The sequence below is a fragment of the Sphingopyxis sp. HIX genome (assembly GCF_001468285.1).
Classification (GTDB): domain Bacteria; phylum Pseudomonadota; class Alphaproteobacteria; order Sphingomonadales; family Sphingomonadaceae; genus Sphingopyxis.
Genome location: NZ_LNSB01000073.1, coordinates 1 through 14,397 on the forward strand (window position 1 = coordinate 1; position 14,397 = coordinate 14,397).

3 protein-coding genes are annotated in these 14,397 nt (G+C 69.4%); all 3 read left to right on the top strand.

Annotation, left to right across the window (positions count from 1 at the left end):
• Positions 1 to 1,654, top strand: a 1,654-nt coding sequence (locus ATE62_RS22075) for a ShlB/FhaC/HecB family hemolysin secretion/activation protein (RefSeq protein ID WP_058810646.1), incomplete at its 5' end; no start/stop codon positions are given.
• A 28-nt stretch (positions 1,655 to 1,682) separates the two neighbouring features.
• Positions 1,683 to 12,803 (top strand): hypothetical protein, encoded by an 11,121-nt coding sequence (locus ATE62_RS22080; RefSeq protein ID WP_058818617.1) that lies wholly within the window; start codon positions 1,683 to 1,685, stop codon positions 12,801 to 12,803.
• A 46-nt stretch (positions 12,804 to 12,849) separates the two neighbouring features.
• The gene (gene cysS / locus ATE62_RS22085; protein WP_058810596.1) at positions 12,850 to 14,292 is read left to right on the top strand and encodes a cysteine--tRNA ligase; all 1,443 of its coding nucleotides are present in this window, start codon (positions 12,850 to 12,852) and stop codon (positions 14,290 to 14,292) included.
• Positions 14,293 to 14,397 lie beyond the last annotated feature (105 nt).

A 14,397-nucleotide genomic window follows, 5' to 3' on the forward strand; every position in this document is an offset into this window, starting at 1 on the left:
GCCCCCGACCCCCGCGCCCAACGAACAGATACTGGCCGCCGACGACGCTATCGAGCGCGCGCCCTGCCCGCTCGCCAATCCCGAATTCGCCAATGTGCGCATCACGCTGCGCGACGTGCAATTCTCGACCGTCGAGGGGATCGATCCCGCGATGCTGAACGGCGCCTGGTCCGACCGCGTCGGGCAGGATCTGCCGATCGCGGTGGTCTGCGACATCCGCGACCGCGCCGCGACGATGCTGCGCTCGCAGGGCTATCTCGCCGCGGTGCGCGTGCCGCCGCAGACGATCGGCGACGACGGCGTCGTGCGGCTCGACATCCTCGCGGCGCGGATGAGCCGCATCGAGGTGCGCGGCGACGCCGGCGCCAACGAAAAACTGCTCCAGCGCTATCTCTCGCACCTCGACGACCAGCCGGTGTTCAACATCGTCGATGCCGAACGCTATCTGCTGCTCGCGCGCGACATCCCGGGCTTGTCGGCGCGGCTGACCCTGCGCCCCGGCGGCGCGCCGGGCGAGGTCGTCGGCGAGGTCACGGTCGACCGCACCGCGGCGATCATCGACTTCAACGCGCAAAATTTCGGATCGAAGGACGTCGGCCGCTGGGGCGGGATCGCCCGCGCGCGCGTCTTCGGGCTGACCGGCATGGGCGACATGACCACGGTCAGCTTCTATTCGACCCCCGATTTCGACGAACAGAATGTCGCGCAGGTCGCGCACGAGTTCCGCGTCGGCGACGAGGGGCTGAAGTTCGGCGCGAGCTATACCTATGCCTGGACGCGGCCGAGCGTCGCGGCGCTCGCGATCAAGTCGGAGACGCAGATCGTCAGCCTGTACACCGCCTATCCGCTGGTGCTGACGCAGGCGCGGCGGGTGACGCTCGGCGGCGGGCTCGACCTGATCGACCAGGACATCGCGGTCGGCGGCGTGCCGATCAACCGCGACCGGCTGCGCGTCTTCAACCTGCGCGCCGATGCGAGTTTCACCGATCCCGGCTCGGTCGCGGGGCGCAGCGGCTACAGCGCGGCCGAGCCGCGCTGGTATCTCGGCGGCTCGCTCGAGGCGCGGCAGGGCGTGAGCTTCCTCGGCGCCAGCGACGATTGCGGGCCGACCGGCGCCGCCTGTTTCCTGCCCGGCGCGATCCCGCTGACGCGCGTCGAGGGCAAACCCGACGCCTTCCTGCTCCGCGCCAATGCCGTCGCCGAATGGCGTCCGGCCAAGGATTTCACGCTGTCGGCCGCGCCGCGCGCGCAATGGGCGAGCGATCCCCTACTCGCCTATGAAGAGTTCTCGGGCGGCAATTTCACCGTCGGCCGCGGCTTCGACCCGGGCACGGTGATCGGCGACAGCGGCGTCGCGGTGTCGGTCGAGGCGCGCTACGGCAGCCTCGTCCCCGCCAATACCGAGAGCGCCGCCTTCCAGCCCTTCGTCTTCTTCGACGCCGCCTGGGTGTGGAACAAGGACCTCGCCTTCGCGGGGCTCAATCCGCAGAAACTCTATTCGGCGGGCGGCGGCCTCCGCCTCGCCTATGGCGATATCGGGCGGCTCGACCTGACCGTCGCGGTGCCGCTCAACCGCGCGGGATTCCTGGCGCAGAAGCCCGACCCGCGCTTCCTGCTCTCCTTCACCACCCAGTTCGGCGTGAAGGCGCGCTGATATGAGCTTTTCCTCGAGGATGTCCGCCATGCGTACCACTGCTTCGACCCAGCCCGTCCGCAAGGGCAAGCAGCGCCTGCTGACCAGCTGCGCGATCGCCGCGGGGTTGGCGGCGCTCGCGCTCGGCGGCCCCGCGCTGGCGCAGGGCGTTGCCGGGTCGGGACAGGTCGTTGCCGGACCGGGGCTTGGAACGGCGACGATCGCGCCGACCGTGCCGGGCACGACCAGGGTGACCACGAACGGCGCACAGACGATCATCAACTGGACGCCCACCGACACCGCGCCCAACGGCGCGCCGATCGACTTCCTGCCCGCGACCAACACGCTCGAATATTTCGGCAACGGCAATTACACCGTCCTCAACCGCTTCATCGCGATCGATCCGCTCAGCGGGCTACCGATCCCGATCAGCCGCCAGATCGCGCTCAACGGCACGGTCAACAGCTATGTCAACGGGCCCGCGGGCGTGCCTGCGACGCAGGGCGGCAATATCTGGTTCTACAACGCCGGCGGCATCCTGATCGGCGCGCGCGCGGTGATCAACGTCGGCAGCCTGGTGCTGACCGCGAACGATATCGACACCACCGGCGGCCTTTACGGCGCGAACAACGAAATCCGCTTCCGCGGCGCCGCGGGCAGCACCTCGTCGATCGACATCAGCCCGCAAAGCTTCATCAGCGCCGCCAATCCCGGCAACCCGGGCAGCAGCTATATCGCGCTCGTCGCGCCGCGCATCAACCAGGGCGGGCTGATCGACGTCGACGGATCGGCTGCGCTCGTCGCCGCCGAACAGGCCGACATCACGATCAACAACGGCCTCTTCGACATCAACGTCACCGTCGGCGCCGAGGGCGGCAATGCGATCACGCACACCGGCGTGACCGGCGGCCCGGCGCACGCACAGGGCGACACCGACCAGAGCCGCGTCTACCTCGTCGCGATCCCGAAGAACGACGCGGTCACGATGCTGATCTCGGGCCAGCTCGGTTATCAGGACGCCGTCGTCGCGCAGACCGACCCCGACGGCGCGGTGGTGCTGTCGGCGGGTTACAATATCGAAAATGGAGCGCTCGCGGCCGCGCCGGTCAACACGACCGCGGCGAACATCACCATCGCCGACACCATCTTCCAGAGCAGCGTGACCGCGCGCGCCAGCGGCGACCTGGTCGCCGGGCCGCTCGCGACGATCCCCACGGGCGGGCCCGTCGTCGTCGCGCCACCGCCGCATCTCGGCCGGCTGGTCGTCCAGGGCAATGCGACCTTCGTCGGCGACGCCAGCGCGACGGTCAATGTCGGCGCGAACCAGATTGTCGGCGCGACGGGCAATTTCGCGGTGCTGTCGACCGGGGTCGGCGCGGTCCCCGGCAACGCCAGCTTCACGATGACCGGCGGTCAGTTCGTCGCGGGCGGCAATCTGTCGGTCCAGGCGCCAGGTCTGCCCGATGCGGTAACCGGCAATGCGACCGGCGGCACCGCCAGCCTGAATATAGGCGGTACGGCGAACGCGACGGTCATCGGCAACGTCAACGTCGCCGCATCGGCGAACGCGATCGTCGGCACCGCGGGCACCGGCGGCAATGCGACCGGCGGCACCGCCTCGATCACGCTGACCGGCGGCGGCGTGCTCAACGGCAATTCGATCAACGTCCAGGCCAACGGCCGCGGCGGCGGTGTCGTCGCGGTGAATGTCGCCGCCGACCAGGGCGGCAGCGGCTCCGGCGGCAGTGCGACGATCAGCGTCCAGGACACGGCGGGCCTGACCGCGAACACCTCGATCACCATCGCCGCCAACGGCGCCGGCCAGGTCGGCAACGTCCAGTCGGGCGACGGCACCGGCGGCACCGCGCGGCTCGAACAGCGCGGCATACGCTCGTCGATCACCTCGCCGCTGACCACCGTCGCGGCCAGCGGAACCGGCGGCGGCAATGTGTCCAGCCCTACGCTCGGCACGATCATCACCGACGCAGGCGGCGTCGGCCAGGGCGGCAATATCCAGATCGACCTCAACGCCGCGGCGACGAGCGCCGCCAACCTCGGCACCACCGAATTCGACGCCGGCGGCAGCGGTGGCGGGGCCGGTGGCACCCCCGACATGGGCGGCGATGAAGGCGCAGCGGGCGGCGACGGCACCGGCGGCAACGTCGATATCACTATCGACGGCGGCATCGCGCTCAACGTCGGCTCGCTGCTCGTCAACGCCGCGGGCCTCGGCAGCGGGTCGGTGACGCCGACCGGCACCAGCGGCACGTCGGGCGACGGCGACGGCGGCACGATCGACATCACGGTCAACGGCGGATCGGGGCTGCTGTCGGGCAGTTCGATCCAGCTCGACGTCCGCGCCGATTCGGGCGCGGGCGAAAATCGCGGCAACGCCGTCGGCGGCGACGTGACGGTCACCGCGATCGGCAGCGGCGGCAACAGCACGATCAGCGCGCAATCCGATTTCCAGGTCATTGCCGACGCCGGCCAGTTCAGCACCGGCATCCCGATGAGCACCGGCACCAACACCGGCGGCAATATCGACTTCACCGCGGACGGCGGCACGATCGTGGCGGGAAGCTATAATGTCACCGCCGAGGCGTCGACCGACAATAGCACCGGCGCCGCGGGCACCGCGCAGGGCGGTTCGATCGATTTCCGCGTCGCCAACACCGGAGTCTTCAACGCCAACGACAGCGCAGGCGCCAGCTTCTTCTCGGTCGACGCCGCGGCGGGCGTGTCGCAGGGCGGCACCGCGGCGAACGCCGGGCGCATCACCGCGACGATCGACGGCGGCACGATGGGCTTCGGACACACCAGCTTCTTCTCGTCGACGGGCATCGCCGGCGGCGATACGAGCGGCGCGGGCAATATCGTGCTCGGGCTGGGCGGCAGCATCCGTTTCGAGCTGCTCGACAACAACCTCAACCCCAGCATCCTCAATTTCCAGAGCCTCTTCGCCTCGGCCGACGGGCGCGCGGCGGCCCCGTTCGAGGGCGCCGCCTTCCTCCGCGGCACTGCGGCGGGCAATGGCGGCAACATCACCGTCGACGTCCAGGGCGGCCAGCTGACGGGCAACGCGCTCCAGATTTCGGCCGACGGCTTCAGCGGCATCGTGACCGGCGACACCGGCGAGGGCCGCGGCGGCCAGGCGATCTATACCCAGACCGGCGGCGCGGTCACGGTCGGCGATCTCGTCGTCTCGGCGACCGGCTTCGGCGGCAGCGGCGGGCGAATCCTGACCGGCGGTTCGGGCTTCGGCGGCACCGCGACGATCGACCTGCTCGGCGGTACGCTCGACGCGACCAATATCAGCGCGGTCGCGGCAGGCGCGGGCGGCGTCGGCCAGAACGGCGACGACAACGACCCGCTGAACCCGGTCGACGGCACCAACGGCGGCTTCGGCCAGGGCGGCACCGCGACGATCAACCTCGACGGCACCGCGGTGGTCACCACCACCACGCTCAACGCCTTCGCGTCGGGCATCGGCGGTGACGGCGGCAATTTCGTGTCGGTCAATGGCGTCGTCGGCAACACCGGCAACGGCGGCGACGGGCTGGGCGGCACCGCCGAGATCAACCTCGTCGAAGGCACGCTCAATACCGGCGACATCACCGCCGACGCGGGCGGTTTCGGCGGCTTCGGCGGATCGCTGCTCGACCTCAATTCGCTGCCCGTCGGCGGCGCGGCCGGCGGTTTCGGCGGCAACGGCCAGGGCGGCACCGCAACGATCGAGCTCGCCACCGCGGTCACCGCGACGGGCACGGTCAGCGCCTTTGCGATCGGCGCGGGCGGCGACGGCGGGTTCCACAACGTCGGCGGCGACGGCGGCGAAGGCCGCGGCGGCACCGCGCAGCTGATCGTCACCGACTTCAACGTCGGCAATGTCGGCACCGTGCTCGACGCGAGCGCGGTCGGCGGCGACGGCGGCGACGGGTCCGATGGCGCGGGCGGGCGCGGCGGCCACGCGGTCGGCGGCACCGCGCGCGTCCAGGCCGACGGCGCGGCGGCGCGCGCGGTCGTGACCGACGCGAATTTCGTCACCACGGGCACCGGCGGCGCGGGCGGCAACGCCGCGCTCCACGCCGGGAACACCCCGCGCTTCGGCCCGACCGGCGGCTCCGGCGGCGAAGGCCGCGGCGGCACCGTCGAGCTGGCCGCCAACGACGGCGCCACGATCGAACTCGGCGTCGGGCGCAACGGGACTGCCGCGCTCGGCAGCTTCGGCGTCGGCGGCGACGGCGGCGACGGCGGCGACAATGCCGAAACGGTCACCCTGCCCGGGCCCGACGGCATGCCAGGCACGATGGACGATATCGTCACCGGCTTCGTCGGCGGCCAGGGCGGCATCGGCGGCGGCGGCCAGGGCGGCACCGTCAGCCTGTCGGTCAACGGCGGCACGATCAGCTCGGGCGGCAACCCGGTCTCGATCGTCGCGAGCGGCACGTCGGGCGTCGGCGGCGCGGGCGGCGCGGGCTTTGCCGGCAGCGTCGGCGACGGCGGCAATTTCGCCGACCAGGGCGGCACCGTCGTCATCAACGCGAGCAATTCGGGGGCGAACCGCGGCACGATCAACTTCGGCGCCACCACGATCGACGCCGACGGCACGCTTGCCGGCCGCATCGAGCTGTTCGCGCAGGGCAGCATCAACATGACCAGCCTGACCGCCAGCGCGGCGGGCGACGCCGCGCTGACCAACAGCGATACCGATGTGGCGCCCGCGGGCATCTTCATGGGCATCAGCGACGGCGGGCTGATCCAGACCGACAGCAATGTGACGCTGACCACGGGCAGCTCGCTTGGCGTCTATGCGCAGGGCGACGGCCAGCTCAACGTCGGCGGCAATCTGACGGTCAATGTCGACGATCAGGTCGATATCCGCCACGATTTCCGCGACGGCACCGCGCCGACGATCCAGACCGGCGGGCAAGCGTCGTTCACCGCGGTGAACACCATCCGCAGCGCGCCTGGCAGCCTGGTCAGCGCGGGGACCAGCCTGGTGATGAACGCCACCGGCCTCAACAGCGCGATCGACGTCGATTCGCTCGCCGCCGACCGCGTCACCTTGCTGCTCGCGGCCAATGGCCGGATCAACGTCTATGGCACCTCGACCAGCGGCATCGACCTGACCGCCAATGCGGGGGGCGAGGTCGCGATCGCCGATGCGACCGCGGGCGACGACATCAGCCTCTCGGGCGGCACCGTCGTCGCGGGCAATCTGGTCACCAACGGCACCGGGCTCGATTCCGAACTCGACGGCAGCAACATCGTCTTCGGCACGACGGGTGCGGCGAGCGTCGATCATGCCGAGGCGGACAATGATTTCACCGCCAATGTCGGCAGTTTCTCGACCGGGCTCAACTCGATCATCACCGGCGGCGATATCAACATCACGTCGCCGGGCGCGGTCGACCTCGGCAATTCGACCGCGGGCGGCTTCGTCGCGGTCACGGGGGAATCGATCGTGTTCAACACGATCGACGCCGGGCTGAACGTCGGGCTCAACGCGACCGGCACCCTGCCGGGGGCCGAGGGCATCCTGGGCAACAGCATCACGGCGGGCGGCGACGTCAACCTGTTCGGCAACACGATCCGGATCAACGACGGCGTTACCACCACGGGCTCGCTCTTCGCCTCGTCGAGTGGTGGCAATGCGCGCCTTTCGGCGACCACCGACGGCGACATCGTCATCAACAGCAGCGGCGACATCGCCGGCACCTATGCGGCGGGCGGCAACGTCAACCTGACCGCGGCGACCAACATCACCGCGCAGGCGACCGCGGCGGGCACTTATGTGGGGCCCAACGGCCCGTCCGAAGGCTATCTCTTCATCAACGCCGCGGGCGACGCCAATGTCCTCGCGGGCACCAGCGCCGCGACGATGATCGGCGTGCGCGCCGGCACCAACGCCAATGTCGACGGCGCGACCGCGGGCGAGGATCTCTATGTCCTCGCGGGCAACACCGCGACGGTAACCAATTCGACCGCGGGCGACGACATGATCGTCACCGGCACCTGCTGCGTGATCGTCGACAATGTATCGACCACCGGCGCCGGTCCCGACGGGCGGAGCCTGATCTTCGCGCCGTCGACCGCGGGCGGCCCCGACGTCTGGCAGCTCCAGACCGGCCCGACCGACCTGTCGAACATCGTGCTCACCGCCTCGGCGGGCACGATCGACGCGTCGAACGCGATCGCCTTCGACAATCTGACCGCGACCGCCAGCGGGGTCGTGACCACGACGAATACGATCCGCTCGGGGCTCGTCACGACGATCACCGGCAGCAGCCTCGACCTCGAATCGGTCACCGCGGGGACCGACATCATCCTCGAATCGACCGCGGGCAGCATCGGCGCGATCGGCGCACTGTCGGCGGGCCACGACCTGACGATCACCTCGGCGACCACCGGCCAGTTCGCCGACCTCGCCGCGGGCGACGACATCCGCATCACCGCGGGCGGCGACGTATCGGCGGCGACGGCGCTGGCCACCGGCTTCGGCCTCGACAATGACTTCAATCGCGCCGGCGTCTTCATCGACACGCCGGGCAGCATCGATATCGCAGGCACCGTCGATGCGACGGGCCAGGTTCGCTGGAACGCGGGCGGCACGATCGACAGCGGCGCAATCACCGCGGATTTTGCGGTGATCGACGCCGTCGGCGCGGTCAATCTGGCCGACATCACCGCCGGCGGCATGTTGATCGAGGGCAGCAGCGTCGATCTGCTGAATGCCCAGGGTCTTGCGAACCAGATCGTGCTGCGCGCGACCAATGGCGGCGTCACCGCCGCAAGCGTCGTCACGCAGGCAGAGGTTCTGATCGAAGCGACGGGCGCGATCAGGATAACCGGCGCGACCCAGGGCAATAATTTCGTCCAGATGACGGGTGGATCGATCGACGTCGCCGATGTGTCGTCGAGTTCGTTCGTCTCGCTCACCTCGACCAGCGGCGCGATCAATTCGACCGGAACGATCTCGGCCGGCAGCGATGTTGCCATCAACGCCGCGGCCGGCGGCACCTTGGGCGCGCTCGTCGCGGGCGACGACGTCTCGATCACCGCGGGCGGCAACGTCACCGTCGCGTCGATCACCGCCGAGGGCAGCAACCCGCAGGGCGAGGAGATCGGCAGTAACGTGTCGGGCACCGTCGCCGGAATACTGACCGTGACCGGCAGCACCTTCGCCGCCGACGACGCGACCTTCAACGCCCTCAGCATCGCGCTCCAGGATGTCGAGGCCGGCGGCTCGCTCATCGCGACGAGCACCGGCGGCCCGATCACGCTGACCAGCGCCAATGCCGGCGCGAATATCATATTGACCTCGGCGCGGACGGTGACCGCGACGGGCGCGCTGGATTCGGGCCTCGCGACCACGGTCCGCGGCACCGGCCTCGATCTGCAAGGCGTCTCCGCGGGGACAAATATCGGCCTGACCGCAACGACCGGCAATATCGTCACCGACGGCCATGTCGTCGCCGGCGGCAATATCGTCTTCGGCGCGGGCGGCGACATCGACCATGACAACGACAGCCTGCTGCGCGCGGGCAACGACCTGACGCTGACCGCAGGAGGCGACATCGACGTCGGCAATGCGAACTCGGGCGGCGACATGCGCTTCGACGCGGGCGGCGCGATCGCCGCCAATGCGCTGACCTCGACGCGCAACATCTTGCTCACCGCCGGCGACCTGATCGAGCTCACCGGCGACGTCGATGCGGGGCTTTCGCTGCGCGCCGACGGCGGCGCGATCGAACTCAACGACATTGCGGTCGACGTCGGCGAACTCGGCCTCACCGCCAGCACCGGTGGCGTTCACGCCACGGGGGCGATCAACGCCAACGGCCCGCTGTCGGTGATCGCCGCGGGCGCGGTCGAGATGACCGGCGACATCGACGCCGCCGCCGTCGCCAGCATCCGCGGCGCCTCGGTCACCGTCGGCAACGTCACCGGCGGCAGCAACATCGAACTGATCGCGACCAACGGCGCGGTCAATTCGGCGGGCACCATCGACGCCGGCGCCAACATCTTCATTTCGACCACCGCGGGCGGCACGTTCAACCGCCTGATCGCGGGCGACGACATCGGCATCGTCGGCAGCGGCGACGTCGACGTCACCTTCATGGACGCGACGGGCGACAATCCCGAGGGCGAGGAGATCGGCAGCAACGTCGAATTCAACCTCGACGGCAATGTCACCGTCGGCCATGGCGAAGCCGCGGGCGATTTCATCGTCAACGCCAACAGCTTCACGACCGGGCTCAACTCGATCATCGCCGAAGACGATATCGAGATCACAACCAGCGGCGCCACCAACCTCGGCAATTCGACCGCGGGCGATAATATCGTCGTCATCGCGCAGTCGATCGATTTCAACGCACTCGACGCGGGATCGGCCGTCAGCCTGTTCGCCAGCGGCAACGCGCCGGGGGCCGAGGGCATCCGCGGCGCCACGATCGACGCGGGCGAGAATATCGGCCTCGTCGGCAACAGCATCGCGATCAGCGGGGCGATCGCCGGCGACGGCAGCTTCGAGGCCTTTGCGACGGGCGGCGACGCGGCATTCAACACGGTGAACAGCGTCCAGGAAATGCGCGTCGAGGCGAGCGGCAATATCAGCGGCAGCTTCTCGTCGACCGGCGATATCGAGATGTTCGCGCTCGGCAACATCACCGTCAGCGCCAATGCGCTCGGCGGCGCCGACGATCCCGACGGCTTCGTCTATGACGGCAATCTGTTCATCGATGCCGAGGGCGATGTGGTGCTGACCAACAGCAGCGCGGGCCGCATGCTGGGCGTCAACGCGCTCGGCGCGGCCGAACTGACCAATGTCGCGGCGGGCGAGGATCTGCTCGTACGCACCGGTGGATTCGGCAATACGATCAACCCGATCCTGCCCGTCGCGGGCGCCAATGGCGTCGCGCTCACCAATGTGACCGCGGGCGACGATATCGAGATCCGTTCGGTCGGCGACGTCACGGTCAACGGCGCAACCGCCACCGGATCGGGCCAGGACGGCTTCATCCTCGACTATGGCGCGAACGGCTTCACCATCGGCCAGGGCGAAGGCGGGCCGGGGGCGGTCGACGGATCGGACATCGTCATGACCTCGGCCGAGGGCGACATAAACGCGAACGACCTGTCGGCGGGCGACGACATATTGCTGACCGCGCTGGGCGCGATCAACGTCGGCGGCGCGCGGACGCTCGGCACCGGCGTCACCGGCGGCGCCTCGAACATCCGCACCGACGGCGGCGAAACGACGCTGGCGGGCGCGCAGGCGTTCGACGACCTGATCGTCGATGCGACGGGCCGACTCACGGTGTCGACCCCGGCCACCGCCGGGCGCGACATCCGCATCCGCGCCGCCGCGGTCGACCTCGCCGACCTGATCACGCCCAACAATGCGCCGATCGACACGCTGGCTGCCGGCCGCGACCTGACGGTCAGCACGCCGGGCGCGATCACCGGCGGCTCGGTCAGCGCCGGGCGCGACCTGGGGCTGTCGGCGGGCGAGGAACTCACCATCCGCCGCGCGACGACGGGCAGCGGTGGCGCTATGGCGATCGACGGCCGCCTCGGCGTTCAGGCCCAGACGCTGGTCAGCGGCGGCACGACGACGATCGGCGCCGACGCGGGCGCGATCGCCATCGGCACGCTCGCCTCGGCCGGGCCGATCGCGCTCGTTGCCGATTCCATCCAGATCAACGGGCTGTCGGGCACTGCGGTGTTCAGCAATATCGAGACCGACGTCGGCGACGCCTTCATCTTCGGCGGCAACAACGTCTCGGTCACCGCAGGGTCGGTCGCCGGGCGTGCGCTGATCCGCAGCGACGGCAGCCTCAGCGTGACCCAGCTCGCGGGCAACGAGGTCGAACTCGGCGCCGACACCGTCATGACGCTCGGCAATGTCACCGCCACCAACGCGCTCGGCGTGCAGGTGCGCGACATGCTCACGGTCAACGGCGCGGTGGTCGGCCGCTCGATGATCATCGCCTCGGGCGACATCACGATCGGTTCGGCCGGCCGCCTCGGCACGCAGGGCACGACGCAGGCGCTCGAGGTCCGCAACATCGACCAGGACAGCGTGACCTATATCGGCGGCACCGGCACGCGCACCGGCTATCACATCGACCAGACCGAGATGACGCGCCTGTTCGGAAACGACATCACGATCCTGGCGCCCGACCTCGGCGGCAACAACGGCGGATTCGTCGCCGCCGCGCCCGGCGGTCCGGCGATCGCCAGCGTCGGCAGCAGCACGCCGCCCACCGTGATCATCGACGATTTCACGCTCACCGCGGGCGGGCCGACTTCGAACCTCGGCGCCAATGGTTCGCTGACGATCGCGACGCAGGGCAAGGCGCGGGTGATCGGCGACGCCGCGATCACCGGCATGTCTGACGCCAACAGCTTCCGCATCATCGCCGACGAAGCGCTCGAGGTGATCCTGGGCGAAGGCACGATCCGCCTCAGCGGCAGCGCGACTTCGACCCCCGCGGGCCGGCTCATCCTGCAGTCGGAGGATGTCATCGTCGCAACCGCCGATGCGATCGCCGATGTCGCCGCGGCACCCGACATCGATGCGATCGACGAGCGGCTCGGCCAGAACGACGGCATCGTCCAGGGCGACGGCGCGCTCTTCGCGGGCGGCATCGACGTCACCGTCGAGGGCGGCTTCTATGTCCAGAACAGCGGCGAAGGTACGCGCTTCGCACAGCGCCGCGGGCTGACCTTCGGGGCGCTGGGGCTCAACGTGAATGTCGCGGGCGCCGACAGCCGCATCGTCATCAACGGCGTGCACCTCGGCCCGTCGGGGCAGGTCACCGGGCTCGACGCGATCCCGCTGCTGTCGATCGACGGCTTCGTCATCGGCAGCGGACCCTTGAGCGGCAGCGGCCTCGCCTTCGACTCGGGCTCGACGATGAACGGCTGCCTGATCGTCAGCTCGACGACCTGCGCCTTCCTCGAATTCGAATCCTCCTTCCCGGTCCAGGACGTCATCAACGACGAGGATGACGAAGAAGGCGAAGGCGACGATGCCGAGGGCATGAGCCTGCCGACCCCGCTGATCACGATGCGCGACCTCGACCCGCTCACCGGCGAGCCCTTGCTCGACGATCCGGTGACCGGCGCGGGCAACGATGACCTGTGGACGCCGCCGGCCGAATAAGGCTTTCGGTTGACGGCAAACCCCGGCGCGGGGCATGGGCGCGGACATGACCGATAGCCCTTCCCCGCCGCTGAAGCTGTTCAACAGCCTGACGCGCTCCCTCGAGGAGTTCGTCCCCGTCCACCCGGGCGAGGCGCGCGTCTACAGCTGCGGCCCGACGGTCTACAACTACCCCCACATCGGCAATATGCGCGCCTATGTCTTCGCCGACACGCTCGGGCGAACGCTGTCGTTCAAGGGCTATAAGCTCACCCATGTCATCAACATCACCGACGTCGGCCACCTGACCGACGACGCCGATGCGGGCGAGGACAAATTGGAGAAGGCCGCGGCCGAAAAGGCGCAGTCGATCTGGGACATCGCGCGCCACTATACCGAGGCCTATTGGGCCGACGTGAAAGCGCTCAATATCCGCCAGCCGGCGCATTGGTCGATCGCCACCGACTATGTGCCGCAGATGATCGACTTCGCGAAGGCGATCGCCGAGAAGCATTGCTACGAGCTGGAGAGCGGCCTCTATTTCGATACCGCGACGGTCGCCGATTACGGACGCCTCGCGCGTCACGGCACCGACGAGGGCGAAAGCCGCATCGACCCCGTCGACGGCAAGCGCCACCCCGCCGACTTCGCGATCTGGCGCAAGACCCCCGCGGGCGAGACGCGCCAGATGGAATGGGATTCGCCCTGGGGCCGCGGCGCGCCGGGCTGGCATCTCGAATGCTCGGTGATGTCGGAAGCACTGCTCGGCTTCCCCTTCGACATCCACACCGGCGGCATCGACCACCGCGAGATCCACCACCCGAACGAGATCGCGCAGAACCAGGCGCACAGCTGCTCCGACGCGAGCGGCGCGCGCTTCTGGATGCACAATAATTTCCTCGTCGAACGCTCGGGCAAGATGTCGAAGTCGAGCGGCGAATTCCTGCGCGTGCAGCTCTTGATCGACAAGGGCTACCACCCGCTCGCCTATCGTCTGATGTGCCTGCAGGCGCATTATCGCAGCGAGCTGGAGTTCAGCTGGGACGGGCTGGGGGCGGCGCTGACGCGGCTCAGGCGGTTGGTGATGGCGGCCGCGGCGGTGCGCGACGTGGAAGCAGCGGAAATTTCAGACCGCCGCCTGACCGACCTGCTCGCGAAGTTCGACGCCGCGATGTCCGACGACCTCAACACCGCGGTCGCGCTGACCGTGTTCGAGGAAGCCGCGGCTATGAAGAAGATCGACGCGGGCCAGAAGCGTGGCACGCTCGCGGCGATGGACGCAGTGCTCGGGCTCGACCTGCTGACGATCGATCGCGCCGCGTTGCGGGTGCGTCCGAAGACGGCCGTTATTGCCGAGGACGAGATCGAGGCGACGCTGGTGCGCCGCAAAGAGGCGCGGGCGGCGAAGGATTTCGCGACGTCGGACGCGCTGCGCGACGAACTCATCGCCGCAGGGGTCGAGGTGATGGACGGCGACCCGTTCGGCTGGGACTGGCGGTTGGAGGCGTAGCCGTCGCAGCCACGGCGAAGGGCGGGTTTCGGGCGGAGGGGGCCCTTTTAATCCTCCCTGTCGCGAAGCGATGGGGAGGGGGACCATGCGAAGCATGGTGGAGGG